The organism is Bacillus sp. GS3m_15504 (assembly GCF_055825275.1).
Genome location: NZ_JBVVNL010000001.1, coordinates 80550 through 95549 on the forward strand (window position 1 = coordinate 80550; position 15000 = coordinate 95549).

The 15000-nt window shown below is 34.4% G+C and carries 17 protein-coding genes; 10 read left to right on the plus strand and 7 right to left on the minus strand.

Features of this window, described 5'->3' with window-relative positions; translation table 11 throughout:
- Positions 1 to 84: 84 nt before the first annotated feature.
- The gene (locus AC0L0O_RS00510) at positions 85 to 1200 is read left to right on the plus strand and encodes a hypothetical protein (RefSeq protein ID WP_000827060.1); all 1116 of its coding nucleotides are present in this window, start codon (positions 85 to 87) and stop codon (positions 1198 to 1200) included.
- Between the two features lie 214 nt (positions 1201 to 1414).
- A complete protein-coding gene (locus AC0L0O_RS00515) occupies positions 1415 to 1642 on the plus strand; it encodes a hypothetical protein (protein ID WP_000849117.1) in 228 nt (75 codons plus the stop codon).
- A gap of 34 nt (positions 1643 to 1676) precedes the next feature.
- Here the strand turns inward: AC0L0O_RS00515 and AC0L0O_RS00520 are convergent, their stop codons facing one another.
- From AC0L0O_RS00520 to AC0L0O_RS00530, 3 genes are read right to left on the minus strand one after another with little or no spacing between them, the layout of a single operon-like run.
- Positions 1677 to 2483 (minus strand): ABC transporter permease, encoded by an 807-nt coding sequence (locus tag AC0L0O_RS00520; protein WP_000368781.1) that lies wholly within the window; start codon positions 2481 to 2483, stop codon positions 1677 to 1679.
- Positions 2476 to 3240: an ABC transporter ATP-binding protein gene (locus AC0L0O_RS00525; protein WP_000009058.1), complete on the minus strand. Its 765-nt coding sequence runs from the start codon at positions 3238 to 3240 to the stop codon at positions 2476 to 2478. Before AC0L0O_RS00525 ends, AC0L0O_RS00520 begins: the two co-directional genes overlap by 8 nt.
- Before the next feature lie 11 nt (positions 3241 to 3251).
- Positions 3252 to 4259 carry an ABC transporter substrate-binding protein gene (locus tag AC0L0O_RS00530; protein WP_000755566.1) on the minus strand — a complete coding sequence of 336 codons (1008 nt, stop codon included), beginning with the start codon at positions 4257 to 4259 and terminating at the stop codon, positions 3252 to 3254.
- A 120-nt stretch (positions 4260 to 4379) separates the two neighbouring features.
- Here AC0L0O_RS00530 and AC0L0O_RS00535 point away from each other — a divergent pair, with 120 nt between their 5' ends.
- The 3 genes from AC0L0O_RS00535 to AC0L0O_RS00545 all read left to right on the plus strand — a co-directional run bounded on the left by AC0L0O_RS00535 (position 4380) and on the right by AC0L0O_RS00545 (position 7297).
- Positions 4380 to 4676 (plus strand): DUF3986 family protein, encoded by a 297-nt coding sequence (locus tag AC0L0O_RS00535; protein WP_000455575.1) that lies wholly within the window; start codon positions 4380 to 4382, stop codon positions 4674 to 4676.
- An 11-nt stretch (positions 4677 to 4687) separates the two neighbouring features.
- Positions 4688 to 4918 carry a hypothetical protein gene (locus AC0L0O_RS00540; RefSeq protein WP_000227429.1) on the plus strand — a complete coding sequence of 77 codons (231 nt, stop codon included), beginning with the start codon at positions 4688 to 4690 and terminating at the stop codon, positions 4916 to 4918.
- 234 nt (positions 4919 to 5152) lie between these two features.
- Positions 5153 to 7297 carry an LTA synthase family protein gene (locus AC0L0O_RS00545; RefSeq protein WP_014300325.1) on the plus strand — a complete coding sequence of 715 codons (2145 nt, stop codon included), beginning with the start codon at positions 5153 to 5155 and terminating at the stop codon, positions 7295 to 7297.
- A gap of 185 nt (positions 7298 to 7482) precedes the next feature.
- Here AC0L0O_RS00545 and AC0L0O_RS00550 read toward each other — a convergent pair whose 3' ends face one another.
- Positions 7483 to 8292, minus strand: a complete 810-nt coding sequence (locus AC0L0O_RS00550) for an alpha/beta fold hydrolase (protein ID WP_000498264.1) — start codon at positions 8290 to 8292, stop codon at positions 7483 to 7485.
- 317 nt (positions 8293 to 8609) lie between these two features.
- On the opposite strand from AC0L0O_RS00550, the gene AC0L0O_RS00555 reads away from it, so the two are divergent.
- Together AC0L0O_RS00555 and AC0L0O_RS00560 are read left to right on the plus strand one after the other, a co-directional pair.
- Entirely contained in the window at positions 8610 to 9866 is a 1257-nt protein-coding gene (locus AC0L0O_RS00555) for an ATP-binding protein (RefSeq protein ID WP_473785599.1), read from the plus strand.
- Positions 9863 to 11083: an ATP-binding protein gene (locus AC0L0O_RS00560; RefSeq protein ID WP_042510798.1), complete on the plus strand. Its 1221-nt coding sequence runs from the start codon at positions 9863 to 9865 to the stop codon at positions 11081 to 11083. The genes AC0L0O_RS00555 and AC0L0O_RS00560 overlap by 4 nt, the downstream gene beginning before the upstream one ends.
- A 200-nt stretch (positions 11084 to 11283) precedes the next feature.
- On the opposite strand, the gene AC0L0O_RS00565 is transcribed toward AC0L0O_RS00560, so the two are convergent.
- Positions 11284 to 12204 (minus strand): Nif3-like dinuclear metal center hexameric protein, encoded by a 921-nt coding sequence (locus AC0L0O_RS00565; protein WP_001111100.1) that lies wholly within the window; start codon positions 12202 to 12204, stop codon positions 11284 to 11286.
- Positions 12205 to 12239: 35 nt separating this feature from the next.
- Positions 12240 to 12407, minus strand: coding sequence for a hypothetical protein (locus tag AC0L0O_RS00570; protein WP_042510800.1), 168 nt, complete (start codon positions 12405 to 12407; stop codon positions 12240 to 12242).
- A 123-nt stretch (positions 12408 to 12530) separates the two neighbouring features.
- Between AC0L0O_RS00570 and AC0L0O_RS00575 the strand changes: the two genes are divergently transcribed.
- Entirely contained in the window at positions 12531 to 12854 is a 324-nt protein-coding gene (locus tag AC0L0O_RS00575; RefSeq protein WP_000289561.1) for an iron-sulfur cluster biosynthesis family protein, read from the plus strand.
- Between the two features lie 298 nt (positions 12855 to 13152).
- A complete protein-coding gene (locus tag AC0L0O_RS00580) occupies positions 13153 to 14058 on the plus strand; it encodes a DMT family transporter (protein WP_473785600.1) in 906 nt (301 codons plus the stop codon).
- 28 nt (positions 14059 to 14086) lie between these two features.
- Here the strand turns inward: AC0L0O_RS00580 and AC0L0O_RS00585 are convergent, their stop codons facing one another.
- Entirely contained in the window at positions 14087 to 14308 is a 222-nt protein-coding gene (locus AC0L0O_RS00585; protein ID WP_000639043.1) for a hypothetical protein, read from the minus strand.
- A gap of 279 nt (positions 14309 to 14587) precedes the next feature.
- Here AC0L0O_RS00585 and AC0L0O_RS00590 point away from each other — a divergent pair, with 279 nt between their 5' ends.
- Positions 14588 to 14971 carry an ATP synthase subunit I gene (locus AC0L0O_RS00590; RefSeq protein WP_000624926.1) on the plus strand — a complete coding sequence of 128 codons (384 nt, stop codon included), beginning with the start codon at positions 14588 to 14590 and terminating at the stop codon, positions 14969 to 14971.
- Positions 14972 to 15000 lie beyond the last annotated feature (29 nt).

The following is a 15000-nucleotide window of genomic DNA, read 5'->3' on the forward strand; positions in this document are numbered from 1 at the left end:
CCTTACATTTTTTATAATTCATTATCGCATATTCGTTAAAAAATGATTATGATATTTTTGTAGAATGGAATAATGGAGGATTGTATGAAGAGACTGTATGGTAAGTTAGTAGGGGTTATCGTCGCAATGGGTTTAATGGCAGGGTGCGATAGTTCTATGAAGAGTGTGAAAGAAAAAGAAGTGTGTAAAACAGACGAAGAATGTGTGGAAATAGGAGATAAGAAACTTCAAAAAGTATATGAAAAAATAGATGGATTATCTGAGCTTGAAGCAGTAGAAGATTATGAAATAGAAGAGCATGAAAGTGCGGATATGAAAGAGGCAGAGCAGAAAAAAGAAGATGATGATGAAAATTATTTCTTTTTAGCTTCTTATTATATTGATGGTGATGAAATTGTAGATCCTTATTTTGAAAAAATAGAACGGAAACGTTTAAATAAAGTATTCGCTGAAGATAAAGAAGCGAAAGAAGAGGTGTTACAACAACGTCAAGATAGAGGGTATCATGAAGATTTATGGGATATGTATCGCACGCTTATTCCAGCTAAATATCGCGGGAATATAACAGAATTTGATTTAATAACGGATGGTTATGACGGTGTTGTTGCTCACGTTATGCCTAGTATAGAGAATCCGAAAGACTGGACTCTTAGCTTAGATACGCTTGATTCTGCGGTAAATATCGATGAAGTGATGAAAACATTAATTCATGAGACGGCTCACGTGTTGACGCTCGGACATAAGCAAATACCAGTAGATGAAAACTATATAAAGGATTTTGAAGAGGATAAAGATATTTCAACGTACCGAAATAAATGTGGAAATCTTTTCTTACAAGAGGGATGTGCAAAGGAAACCTCTTATATTAATCAATTTTATAATTCTTTCTGGAAGCTTATTGAGCAGGAGTGGACAGAAAAGAAAGTAGAAGAAAGTGAAGAAACGCAAATTGAATTTTTTAAAGAAAAGCATGATGAGTTTGTCTCACAGTATGGAACGACAAATGTAGCGGAAGATATTGCAGATACGTTTACAGCGTTTATTTTACAAGACTCAAAAAAGGTGAAAGAAGGATCGGAGTTAAAGTATAAAAAAATCGCCTTTTTCTATCAATTCCCTGAGCTTGTAAAAATGAGAGCGGAAGTGTTGTCGGGATTATATGATATTTCGAAAACGGTAGAACAACAAAGTGGAAACTAATGTGAGTTATATATGTTAGTTAAGAAAACGTAAAGAATTTTAGTTCTTTGCGTTTTTTATGTTGATAAAATTGAAAATTCTGTCTTTTTATCAAAAAGAAGAAGGAACTATCACTATAAAATAGAATTAGTATAAAAATGTCACAATTTAGACACAATTATAATGCGCGTGTTATAGGGGCTATAAGTTTACTCTAGAGGAGGTAATGAAACGTATGAAAACGATTCTTGCTGTTGCTGGTCTCATTTGGGTAATGTCTCACGGTTTTCCGATTTTTGAAGGGGAGCAAATTCGTAGTGCATTAAATAAAAAGTATGATGATTATCATGTAATAGATCGAAAAGATAATGTCGTTACAGTACGTGTGAAAGATTGTTTCCATACAGTTACGGTTGCGGATGGAAACGTTAAAAACGAAACAAAGATGTGTGATAAAAAGTAAAAGAAAGAAGCTGACTATAGTCTATCGCCCTAAGTCAGCTTTTTTTTCGTTTACCAATTAGAAGTTTTTCAAATGCCTCAACAAACACATACATAAGTGTTGCGAGGACACAGGTGAGTAGTACGCTCAGTAAGACGAGAGTAAAATTAAATACTTGGAACCCGTAGCTAATTAAGTAGCCAAGACCTTGTTTAGAGACGAGAAGTTCGCCGAATATAACACCGACCCACGATAATCCAACGTTCACTTTTAACGTTGAAATAATGGCTGGGAAAGATGCAGGGAGAACTACTTGCTTATAACATTGCCATTTATTTGCGCCAAATGTGTCCATCACTTTTATATAGTTAGAATCAACTTCTTGGAATGCGCTGTAAATAACGAGAATGGTAATGATGATGGAAATGATTACTCCCATTGCAATTGACGAAGAAATATTTGGACCGAAGATTACAATGATAATCGGCCCAAGTGCCACTTTTGGCATGGCGTTTAGGACGACGAGATATGGATCAAGTACGCGGGCGAGAAGTGGTATCCACCAAAGGAAAGTAGCAATAATAGCTCCGAGCACTGTTCCAAGAATGAAGCCTACTCCCGTTTCAAGTAATGTCGTCCATATGTGGATCCAAAGCGAACCGTCCATCCATTTATTAAGGAAGAGATCCCAAATGCTTGAAGGAGAGCTAAAGAGTAAAGGATCAATCCATTCTTTTTTGCTAGCTATTTCCCATAGTGCAAAGAAAAGAATGAGCAGTAAAAGCTGCAAAGAGCGTGCTAACCATGCGCGCCTGCGTTCTTTTTTCCGAAACTGTTCATGTAGTTGCTTTATATTATCCAAGGCGCTCCAGCTCCTTCCATATATTTTGGAAGAGGGATGGGAAGTCATGATGGTGGCGTGATTCTAACGGTGATAAGGAACGAATGCTTTCTGGGACGATAAATGTTTTGGCAATTTTCCCAGGGTTCGCTTGTAGTAAATAAATACGATCACTCATCGCAATTGCTTCTTCAATATCATGTGTTACGAGTAGTGAAGTTTTCTTATATTTGCGTAGTAAGCTGAAAACGAGATCTTCTAGTTTCAATTTCGTTTGATAATCGAGCGCCGAGAATGGTTCATCTAGCAATAAAATTTTTGGGTCGGTCGCTAACGTTCGAACGAGGGCGGCACGTTGACGCATACCACCGGATAATTCACGAGGGTATTGCTGCTCTACATCATGTAGACCGACTTGCTTTAAAAGCTGTAAAGTATGTTCTTTCGTCTGTTCATCGTAAATTTTTCGGATATGAAGTCCGAGCATAATATTTTCTTCAATTGTCTTCCAAGGAAACAAGTAGTCTTGCTGCAACATATACCCCATAGATGAAGTTTTCGTTGTAATGGGCTCACCATCTAAAAAGACGATACCTTCAATTGGATCAAGCAGCCCGGCAATAATGGAGAGGAGTGTCGTTTTGCCGCAACCACTTGGACCAAGTATAGAAATGAATTCGCCTTCTTCCACTTGTAAACTCATATTTTCGAGAATCAGCTTGGCATTCTCTTTTGCGAAAAAGCAGTGAGAAACGTTACGTATTTGTAAAAAGCTCATACACTTCGCCTCTATTTCTTAATAACGCTCTCGGCAATTTTTGTATTGACGAGCGCTTCATGTGGAACTTCTTTTTGTAATTCGCCAGCTTCTTTCATAATCGTTTGGAGCTGTTTCCATTCTTCAGCATCTAATAGCGGATTTGTCGCATAAGAATGTTGCTTTTTATACCGTTCAATTACTTTTACTGTAATGTCTTTTGAAGTGTCTTTAAATAACGGAGAAACGGCATCAGCAATCTCTTCTGGACTGTGAGTATCAACCCATTGTTGTGCTTTATAGAGTGCTCGTGTGAATTTTTCAGCAGCAGCTTTATCCTTTTTCAGAAAACTTTCTTTTGCCATGAAAGAGGTATAAGGAACGGTACCAGATTCATTTCCGAACGAAGCGACGATATAACCTTTTCCTTCTTTTTCGAATATACTTGCAGTCGGTTCAAAGAGCTGGACAAATTCTCCCGTACCAGATGCGTAGGCATTTGCAATGTTAGCAAATTCAATGTTTTGAATTAAGTTTGTATCTTTGTGAGGATCAATGCCATTTTTCTTTAAAACGTATTCTCCAACCATTTGCGGCATACCGCCTTTACGCTGTCCTAAAAACGTAACACCTTTTACGTCATTCCAATTAAAAGAATCTAATTTTTTACGCGAAACTAAAAATGTTCCATCTGTTTGTGTAAGTTGTGCGAAGTTAATGATAGGATCTTTTGCTCCTTGTTGATGAACGTAAATGGACGTTTCAGAACCGACGAGGGCGATATCAATACCGCCAGATAATAGGGCCGTCATCGTTTTATCTCCGCCAGCTGTTGTTTGTAGGTCAACATTTAATCCTTCATCTTTAAAAAATCCTTTTTCAATCCCGACATATAACGGGGCATAGAAGAGAGAGTGGGTAACTTCGCCGATGCGAATGTTTTGAGTTTGTTCTTTCGTACCTTCTTTTTTACTACTGCAAGCAGCAAATGTAAAAACAGCTAATAACATGATGCAAAAAACAGCTATTACTTTTTTCACTGTATAACACCTCCTAGAAGTCACTCTACAAGCATGATATGTAGGTAAGTGCCCATATGTGAGTGTAGATAGCAGGAATTTTTTGGGGGATAAAGAAGTACAAATATAAGGGGTGATAAAATGGAGTACGAATATGATGATAGCGTACATTTACATCTTGATTATTTCGGAACAGAATGTGATATGGAATCGATTGCTTATAAAAGGAAGAATGAAGACGTTTGGGATGTGTATTTTAATTTTGGAGCATATGGTGTTCAGAAAGATGAAATTGAGACGGGTAGATTTATGGACGAATATGCTGGCCATTACGTTTTTTCTGTACATGCTCATGATCTTAGCTGGGAATTTGGAAGTGCCCAATTTGAAGAGTGGGTTTTGAGAAATCATATAGTAGAAAAATCACTGCAAAAATAGGGAGGAATTTTGTGGTCGATTTTCTCATTTTCTTGTTCATTTTTGTAGTCGGATTTTTTATTATGCAAGTACTCGTTTACCGATTTGCAAAGAAAAACATTCAAAAATATACAAAAATAAAATGGATTCATATGTGGCTCGAGATGAATATGAAAAAGGGTCCGAGATTAGATTTTTTTGATTTTGTATTTATCGTACTTGTATGTATTATATGGAAAGCATGGATGTATTCTCTTATATGATAAATATGTCCATGTCTGTTAAAATGAAGGAGAACCTGTCATTGTTGGTAGGTTCTTTTCTTATGGTAATATTTTTATGAAGAATAGTTCATTTATTATGCTACTAGAATATAGAAGAGATGAAGAAGTTGTATTTTTTAAGGGAAAATTAAGGGGATATGTGTATAATACAAACACATAGGGAGACTAACTGTATACAAATATGTTATTTTGTATATGACAATATGTTTGTTGATGCGAGACGAAGGGGTAAAGGAAAGAGGGAATAAATTGCGTTTTAATGTTTTTACACAGCAACGAAGAAGAGATGAATTTCATTTTAGTTTCTCTACTCAGCAACCGAGAAAGAATCTATTAATTTCTATCATTCTTAGTGGAATGTGGGCGATCTGTTTAGAAACGCTATTCTTTGTTATATTAAGGTCTTTCGAATTTGAGAAAACGAAAGATTTTTTTAATGAGAAAATACCGCTAAGTATACTCATTATTGTTTTGTGGAGTGCACTACTATACATCATTCATTTGAATAAAGGTATCAGCCATAAGCTTAGGCCGGCTATTCGAGTGTATGTCGTATTATTTTTAATCGCTCATACAATGAATTGGATGTATATCATCGTGCAGGAGGATATGAATCTTATAGTAGTAAATACATGGGTGTATTTACAATATGGGCAGTATATATTAAGTCTGTTATTTATTTATATGGTATACGTTTTTGCATATAATTTGTTTGGAAGAGTTTTCTTAAGTACAACGATAACTAGCTTAGTTTTAATTATTTTTATGATGGTGAACCATTTTAAGCTTATTTTTAGAGGAGAACCATTCTATCCGTCTGATTTCACACAGGTTGGTCATATGGATTCCGTTATACCGATGGTTATGGATTATTTCAGTTTTTGGAATATGTTCCTGACAATCGTTGGCATTGTTTTGATTGTGCTTGTAGTTACGTATATACGAAAGTATATTCCAGTTATAAAATCACATATTATTATGAGGATTATTTTAATATGTGGATCTGGGTTTATGTTGTATGGATATAGTAACTATCCTACTACCTTTATGAATGATTTATTTATAAAAGGTGGAGTAGATATTCGTGCATGGAATCAAGCTGCAAATTATAAAGCGAATGGTTTTATTATTGGATTTTTAAGTAACTTAGATACGACAGTTATTAAAGAGCCAGAGGGATATTCAAAAGAAAATATGCAGCAAATTGCAAAGGATATAGAAAAACAATATAGCGGTAAAGTAAAGGCACAAACAAAAGTAGAGAAGCCAAATATTATATTTATTATGAGTGAAGCTTTTTGGGATCCGACAAAACTAACGAATCTTTCATTTAGCGAAGATCCAGTGCCGAATTTACATCGTTATACAGAGAATTTCCCAGGGGGACAAACGATAGCTCCTACATTTGGAGGGAATACAGCAAACACAGAATTTGAAGCATTAACGAGTTACTCAATGAGTCTTTTAATGCCAGGTTCTATACCGTATCAGCAAGCTATTCCAAGTCAGAAAGAAATCCCATCAGTTGCAAGTGAATTAAAGAAACAAGGATATTATGCAAGTGCAATCCATGCTTTTAACCGATCGTTTTATAAACGGGAAGATGTATATAAAACATTAGGATTCGATAATTTTAATGCAGAAGATACGATGAAAAACAAAGAAGTAGTTGGAGATAATATCGGTGATTTATCTATGAGTAAAGAAATAATAGATGAATTAAAAAAGAGAAAACAACCTACATTTATTCATGCGGTGACGATGCAAAATCATTTTCCATATAAACCAAATATGTTTGGGGAAAACAAAATAGAAATTAGTGGATTAACAGAAGAGGAATCGAAGGCAGAATTAGAAGCATATACAGAAGGTGTAAGGTTGTCTGATGAAGCTCTCCAATATTTAGTAGAGCAGCTTGATGAGTTAGACAGGCCTACTTTATTAGTCTTCTTTGGAGATCATTTACCTATGTTAGGAACTAATAAATCTATTTATAAAGAAGCAGGATATATAGAAAATGAAGAGACGGTAAGAGAAAGATTAATTATGTCAGAAACACCATTGCTAATGTATGCGAATTTCGATTTGCCAAATGACAATTTAGGTTTAGTAAGCCCAATTTATTTCTCTAGTCTTGTTTTTGATTATGCAGGATTAAACCAATCACCATTTTATCAATTTTTATCAAAAATGCATAAAGAAATACCCGTTCTTAGAGATGAGTTAAAGGTTAATAAAGATGGGGAAGAGATAACAGATTTAACGAAAGAACAAAAAGAAATGTTAGAGCAATATAAAATGCTTCAATATGATTTACTTGCTGGAAAGCAGTATAGTAAAGAGATACTTTTTAAATAGAAAAACAAAAAGAACTTGTATAACGATACAAGTTCTTTTTTATAGTATTTAACGGGGTAACCAGACAAGCTGGGTTTAGGGAGTATTACCTGTACATTTAGTATAAATGAAAATGTAATCGTTTTATTAATTGATTTGTGAGAAATATGTGAATTTTATCTTTGTAAAAACTTGTAGTACGTCTTTTATGAATGCAAAAACTTTATAAGTTCTTCGTTTAATTCATCCGCTTGATCGATTGGGGAGCCGTGACCACTATTTGTAAGAGGATGTAACTGAGAATTTTTAATTCGTTTTTGCGTAAGTTCAGCGCTTTTGTATGGGATAAGTTGATCGTGAATACCGTGGAATATTTTTGTTGGTACGTTAATTTTACTTAAATCTTTCGTTACATCTTCATTTGCGGCTGCTTGCAATATTTTGATGAGAGCATAGGAAGCAGACTGCATGCCGAGATAAGAAAACCATTCTAACGTAGCAGATCCTAAGTTTCTATTAAAAAATGATAAAGATACATCATTTAAAAATTTAGGCATATTGGCATACATTTGATTAATGAGAGTATCTGCTTGTTCTTTTGGGACACCATAGGGAGATTCTGGATTTTTAACGAAAGAAGGGGAAACGGCATCGACTAATACAAGTTTAGAAATGCGATGACCATTATAGCGAGACATGTACCGAATAGAAAGAGCACCACCTACTGAGAAACCAACTAATGTAGCATTTTCGACTTGAAGTGCTTCTAAAACGATGGCTATATCGTCTGCTAAACGATCATATGTGTAACCAGTCCAAGGTTTATCAGATTGCCCGTTTCCGCGTATATCCATAGCAATACAGCGGAAACCGTGCTGTGGTAATACATTAAGTTGATACTGGTACATTTGATGATTTAAAGGCCAGCCATGGACGAAGAACACAGTTTTACTACTGGGGCCGGGATTAATATCTTGCACAAAAATATGCACATCTTTCTCGACGGTAACAAACATGAATGATCCTCCTATTCATACGCTCTTTCCAAAAAGCTTTGTTTCGTCATAGCTTTCATACATTTATTCACCCGGAGCGTAGGGTTTTGTTCTATTAAGACAACAGGATTTCCTTCATTCTTTGCCGCTTATATAAAATCTCTCCCACATAATATACGTATTATTGTTTATCATTTTTATGATTGCATATAGCTTGAAAACATTGTGCCGTTGGAATGATTTACCTCAAATGTTCGATTTCTCTTTGTTTGTCTAAGAAAATCATTTATTATAATAAATGGTATTACTTCGAGATTTTTTTTTGAAGGGGTGTTGAAGTGAAAGACAGTTTTCTATCATATAAAGAAGAAGAAAGGAATGCAAAAATCCTTTTGTGGGTGCTATATGTCATTGTTGTTTCATACCAAATTTTCTATGCAATTGTATTAGAGAATAAATCACTAACAGATAAGGGATATAGTGTACTATGGCAAGTTATTTGCGGAACTGCAATACTCGGTGTGAATGTATATTTAATAAAAAAAGAGAAAGCGAATCTTGTTAAATATGCATGTGTATTTGCATACTTAGGAATAGAAATTGCTAATATACTTTCGTATATGCTTTATAATGAGGCGGCATTTGATGGGGGAAATATAATAGAAATTATTCTCATCTTCTTTGTACCTATATTTTTAAATAAAAAATATTTTGTGTTTGTACTGTCAACTATTGTAGTGAAATATGTGATTTATTTATTTGTATTAAAAGAAGTAAAAGGATTTATGTTCCTCATTATGTATACACTCGTATTAATAGCAGCATACATCATTTTAAATCGATTTATACAATACCTTTCAGCAGTAAAGGAAAGCATTAAGGTTGCTAGTGAATCACAAAAATTAGCAGTAATCGGAAAAATGGCAGCGACAGTGGGACACGAAATTAAAAATCCACTTGCTTCATTAAAAGGGTTTACGCAATTACAACGAGAGAAGCATGGGGAGGACCCTATTTACAAACAGATGATTTTTGAAATAGAAAATATGAATAATATGATAAGTGAATTGATGGAAGTTGCTACATGTAAACCCTCTATTTATAAGAAACATAATATAGGTGAAATTGTATTACAAGCAGTAGCAATTCTTCACGAAAAAATGAATGAATGTAGTGTCCAGCTTATTTCTAATGTTGAAGAAAGCATAATAGAAGTTGAATGTGATGAGCGGAAAATGCGAGGAGTTTTTCTATATGTCATAAAAAATGCTCTGGAGGCAATGGAGCAAGGTGGCACATTAGAGTTACGGTTAGAAAATAAAGGACAAGGTTATGTAATGCTAAGTGTAATCGATAATGGTTACGGTATTAAGAAAGAAAATTTGGCTCGTGTTACAGAAGCCTTTTATACAACGAAACAAGATAAGATTGGTTTGGGACTTACGGTAGCGAATCGGCTTGTTACGGAGCAGCATCTTGGTAAATTACATATTTCAAGTGAAAGAGATATTGGAACTAGAATAGATATCATTCTCCCGAAACAACGTGGAAATAGTGAAATCCAAGTGGGAGAAAAGCTAGGAGTTACCATATGAATAAAGACGGTATATTTAAAAATGAAGAAATGAAGGCGCTAAAAATATTTTTAAGTTTATTTTTCATTATATTTTTTGTATACGATCTTGCCTACGAATTTATTGTACCTTTAATAGGAGGAGAGCAAGAAGGAGTAGGACAATTTGAAGATGGTTTAGGTTTATGGCTTTATTTTCTGATGGTGGTCCTATTTTGCACTGGAATATACTTTATGAAATGGAAGAATCCATTTGTAGTGAAATATATTATACTAATTGGATATAATCTATTAGATTTTATCCATAATTTTATGATTTACTATGGTAGTGATGCTGAGTTTGATGGTGGGAATATAGTAGAAGGATTTTTTATTTTATTTGCCCCACTCTTTGTGAATAAAAGATATTTTTGGTTAGTTCCGAGCATACTTATTGGAAAATACGCTCTTACAGGAATCATCATTCACTCGTCACTCGTTTTAATCCCGATGGCATTATATAGCGTATTTACTATCATATGTTGGATTATGTTTTTAAGATTTCACTCTTACGTTCGCACGCTTGAGATGATGGATAAAGAAATACAACAAACAGAAAAGCTAGCAACTGTTGGGAAAATGGCTACAGTTATTGGTTACAAAATTAAAAGACCTTTAGCTAATTTAGATAAATTTGTTAATAAGCAAGCGATTAAATATCCAGAGGACAAAATATATAGTGATATTATGAAACAAGAAGTAGAACGAATTCATATAATAGCTACAGAACTTAGTGGATTTGAGAAATCTAAATCAATAGAATCAGAAGTTCATAATATAGAAGAAATTATCGCTTATGTTATTCGAGTTATGGGGAAGCCTGCATTAAATCAAGGCGTGCACATACAAGGTATTTATAGTAAAGACATACCATCGATTACATGCGATGAAAAACGATTAAAACAAGTATTTTTTAATTTAATTAAAAATGCGATTGAAGCAATGTCAGTTGGCGGAACGATTACAATTAAAGTGACTGTAGAAGATGCAATCATTATTCAAGTGAAGGATGAGGGTTGCGGCATTCCAAAAGAAAAAATTCCTAAGTTAAACGAAGCCTTTTACACAACGAAAGAAACGGGAACAGGTTTAGGTTTAGTAGTTACAGAAAAAATTATTAAAGATCACAACGGTAAAATGAGTTTTGAAAGTGAAGTTGGGGTTGGAACGACGGTGAAGGTTATGTTGCCGATACAATAAAAAATATATTTTAAAAAGGGAAATCATTTAGTTGAGAGTGATCTCCCTTTTTTGTGAATAAAAATCCGGAAGTGTGTACACTATTGGTGTATTATATATAATTTTGAATCTAAAATATGGGTATTTTTATGGTGGTAATATATAGTGAGTTTGTCTGTTATTGATTTTTTTAGAATTGAAATGGATATATCTTTTATATACTATAACCACCATTTTTCCTGTGGAACCAAAGTAACATCCACTTCAAAATTCTCTTTAAACCACTCATACATCAATGTCTCTTTCACTAAATATTCAGAGGCAGAGTGTGATACACCGATGAGTGACATATCCGTTTCGTTTACGTAATCCATAATGAGCGAGTATTTATGTTTGCCGTAGTTATTGTCGATATGGCAATGGATTTCCCCAGTAATATATGCTTCAGCACCTTTTGCTTCTGCTTCTTTCATAAGAGAAACGACATCACCACATCCCGCAATAATTGCAATTTTTTTGATAGAATCATGTTGTTTACCTTCGAAGTCTGTGTAAGGAATATGGAAGAGATTTTTGAGACGCTTTTGGAGTGCTTCTGTTGATGTTTCATCTATTTCACAAATAAGGCCAACTGGCTCTTGTTCTGGGCCTTCATATGCAAAGCCGTCAATTACATGAGCATGTAAAGATTTTGCAATTGAAATGCTCGTTCCATGCGTTTGATGAACATCCATTGGTCCGTGACATGTATATATAGAAAGTTGTTTTTCTTTTATCGCTTGCAAATATTTTTCAGGTATTGGAATAAAACCACGACCTGATTTTCCAAGCGGATCACCGCATTCCATTACAAGTGGGTGGTGCATAAAAAGTAAATCACCAGGTGTGGACTGTGAAATGAATGTTTCAAGAACGTCATTTGTAGGAAAAACGGCTAAAAATACTTTATTTACAGTTTCAGCTCCTCGTATCATAAGACCGTTAAATAGCTCTACAAAATTGATTTCGAAAAATTGTTGCCACGGAAAGTGGATAGGATCATATACAGATGGGATAAATCGACTAAAGGCACTATCTTTTCCATATTTTTCAATTTGGAACAAGTGATTGAGTGATTGTTCTATTTCTTTTAAAGCTGGCATGTTGCATTATCCTCCTTGACCTGATTCTTTTTCTATTAGTTGTTTTTCATAGCAAAATAAGAAGCGGTTAGGAAACAAATAAAACCTAAAATCCAACCAATAGAAGGAGAATAAGGAAGTATATATTGTAATAGCATTCCGCTAGAAATAGAAAAGCTACCGAGTAGACTTAAGAAGATAGGGTATCGCAGTAATTTGAGCATGAGTGATACAACCTCCTTTACTACATACATTGTATATTGTTCGTAATTTTCTGTATATATTTTTAAAGAAAAATGGTGGTACAATATATGAAGGATACGAGAAGAGAGGATGAAGTTTAGAATATGTACGTTACTGTAACAGAAGCAGCATATAAAAAAATTATGGATACGATTCCAAATGAGGCGAAATATATAAAGTTATTTTACGATAATGAAGGTTGCGGTTGTGTAATGAGCGGCATTATCGATTTAGTAGCTGTAGCAGAAAAAGATGAGCGCGATGTGGATATCGAATCTAGCGCAATGAATTTTATCGCAGATCGCACAAAGCTTGTATTTATGGATGATAAATTAACAGTTGATTGGCATGAAGGTGGAGGGACTTTTCAGTTGAAGAGCCCGAGCCAATTTTATAATCCAAATATGAAGTTACACGTTCGAGTGTAGTAAAGAAAAGGTGGTTCCAAAACGTATTTTGGAGCCACCTTTTTTATTGTATAAGTCGCTATTATTGTCGTTTTTTGTTGATAAGTCGATATATTTAAAAAATCGCTGATATAATTCGAGTTGCGCCGATATATTTTGAAAATCGCCGATATAATCAGAGTTGCGCTGATATATTCAGAAAATCGCTGATATAATTTCATGCCCCAAAACGTTTCATACAATACAAAGATTTTTTCACATAATGAAATGTACATGTGATTGAATTTTCTGTATAATCTTATTTGCGGAGGGGATACGCATGAGAAAATGGGGAATTGAGTTATTAATTTTAGCAGTCGTTATCATTTGGGGGATTAATTTTACGATTGCGAAATATGGACTTTTAGAATTTACAGCAATTGAGTTTACTGCACTTCGGATGATATCAGCGGCACCGCTTATGTTACTCCTTACATTTCTTATTGAAAAGTCGGTTTATATGGAGAGAAAAGATATACCTAGATTAATTATCGTTAGCGTTGTAGGTATTGTACTGTATCAAACGTTATTTATGGAAACTGTCAAATATACATCCGCTACAAATGCCTCTTTACTCATTTCTATTTCACCTATTTTTACAACTGTATTTGCGATTTTCTTAAAACAAGAAAAGTTTTCTTCTCGAAAGCTCATCGGTTCTATCATTGCTTTTGGTGGGGTAGCTTTAGTTTTAGTAGCAGGGCATTCACTGGCTAGTTCTTTTTACGGGAATGGGATTGGACTCATTACATCAATATGCTGGGGGCTTTATCCTGTTTTAGCTGGTCCATTAATTAAAAAATATTCAGCATTACGTGTTACCGCATGGTCAGCATTAGTTGGCGCGATTCCGCTCTTATTATTAAGTGGACCACATGTATTTACAATGCCATTTCACATTACACATGGAATGACCCTATTTGCTTTACTATATTCTATTTTCTTTGTAACAGTATTTGGTTTAGTGATGTGGTATGTAGGCGTTCAAAAAATTGGGGCGTCACATACGATGGTATATATGTATATAACGCCGCTTGTTGCCGTTTTATTTGCAGCTGTATGGGCAGATGAATATGTATCGTTTCAACAAATAATCGGTGGAATTATTATTTTCTTCGGTCTATGGTTTGTGAAATCGGAGAAAGTAAACATTCATTCTACTGCAGGAGAACCTATATCAAAATAGGAAAACAGATCACCTATGATCTGCTTTCCTATTTTTTTATTTTTGGTAAGAAGACGAGAAATAAGATCGCAGTAATAAGTGGAATTAAGTTTAAAAATGGAATACGGAAGAGAGTGATCAGAATAATACCCGGAAGAAGGACACCGAGGACAGCGTAGAAAATACTATGGTTCTTCGTGTACCAATACAATGAAAGCCCAATAAGTGCAGGGATAATGAGGTGAATGAGAGCCATTAAAAAATAAATCATTAGACGCCCCCTTTATTTGTGTGCTTATTACATCATATCCGTATGTTCATAGATTGATATCATTTTTTTCATAAATGGACGAAAAATGTTTGAAAAAACGTCACAAATTATGAGGATATGATCTTTGAAATCTTGTATAATATTATTTTCTAAAAATATTTAAACAACATAAACATACCGTTTATGTTGTTTTTAATTTGAGTGAAATGAATGTAAGCAGTATAAACTTGAAAAAAATTTCTTGTTGGATAGATAAAAATTACTGAAGAGGAGAACAGCATGATTAGTATGTCATTAAGGTCGTTTAAAATTCAATCGTATTATATACTAGGTATTCTTTTACTAGGCTGGATGTTAACACCGTTTTCAGCACATTTTTTAGGTGCAGGAATCGGACTTATCGTAAGTATGTATTGCGTTTGGCTTTTAGGGAGACGAATTGAGAAGCTTGGAGATAGTATCGTAAAGAAAACGAAAGCGCCGACGCTCGGTATGTTTAATCGTTTTGCGGCTGCTATTTTAGGCGCCATTATTATGTACGAAATTGAGCACCATATGGTAATGTGGGCATTTGCAGTAGGGATTATGGGCGGTTATTTCTTAATTGTTGTGAATTTAGGATACTATAGTATGAAAGATGAGAAAGAATTAACGAAGAGCTAAAAAGCCTCTTTTTAGATGGAATAGAGGCT

Excerpts from the sequence above, each read along its gene's own strand:
- AC0L0O_RS00535 (WP_000455575.1), top strand. The coding sequence starts at position 4,380 with ATGGAGTACGAATATGATGATAGCGTACATTTACATCTTGATTATTTC.
- AC0L0O_RS00560 (WP_042510798.1), top strand. The coding sequence starts at position 9,863 with ATGAATAAAGACGGTATATTTAAAAATGAAGAAATGAAGGCGCTAAAA.
- AC0L0O_RS00580 (WP_473785600.1), top strand. The coding sequence starts at position 13,153 with ATGAGAAAATGGGGAATTGAGTTATTAATTTTAGCAGTCGTTATCATT.
- AC0L0O_RS00590 (WP_000624926.1), top strand. The coding sequence starts at position 14,588 with ATGATTAGTATGTCATTAAGGTCGTTTAAAATTCAATCGTATTATATA.
- AC0L0O_RS00585 (WP_000639043.1), bottom strand. The coding sequence starts at position 14,308 with ATGATTTATTTTTTAATGGCTCTCATTCACCTCATTATCCCTGCACTT.
- AC0L0O_RS00515 (WP_000849117.1), top strand. The coding sequence starts at position 1,415 with ATGAAAACGATTCTTGCTGTTGCTGGTCTCATTTGGGTAATGTCTCAC.
- AC0L0O_RS00525 (WP_000009058.1), bottom strand. The coding sequence starts at position 3,240 with ATGAGCTTTTTACAAATACGTAACGTTTCTCACTGCTTTTTCGCAAAA.
- AC0L0O_RS00550 (WP_000498264.1), bottom strand. The coding sequence starts at position 8,292 with ATGTTTGTTACCGTCGAGAAAGATGTGCATATTTTTGTGCAAGATATT.
- AC0L0O_RS00575 (WP_000289561.1), top strand. The coding sequence starts at position 12,531 with ATGTACGTTACTGTAACAGAAGCAGCATATAAAAAAATTATGGATACG.
- AC0L0O_RS00545 (WP_014300325.1), top strand. The coding sequence starts at position 5,153 with ATGCGAGACGAAGGGGTAAAGGAAAGAGGGAATAAATTGCGTTTTAAT.
- AC0L0O_RS00570 (WP_042510800.1), bottom strand. The coding sequence starts at position 12,407 with ATGCTCAAATTACTGCGATACCCTATCTTCTTAAGTCTACTCGGTAGC.
- AC0L0O_RS00510 (WP_000827060.1), top strand. The coding sequence starts at position 85 with ATGAAGAGACTGTATGGTAAGTTAGTAGGGGTTATCGTCGCAATGGGT.
- AC0L0O_RS00565 (WP_001111100.1), bottom strand. The coding sequence starts at position 12,204 with ATGCCAGCTTTAAAAGAAATAGAACAATCACTCAATCACTTGTTCCAA.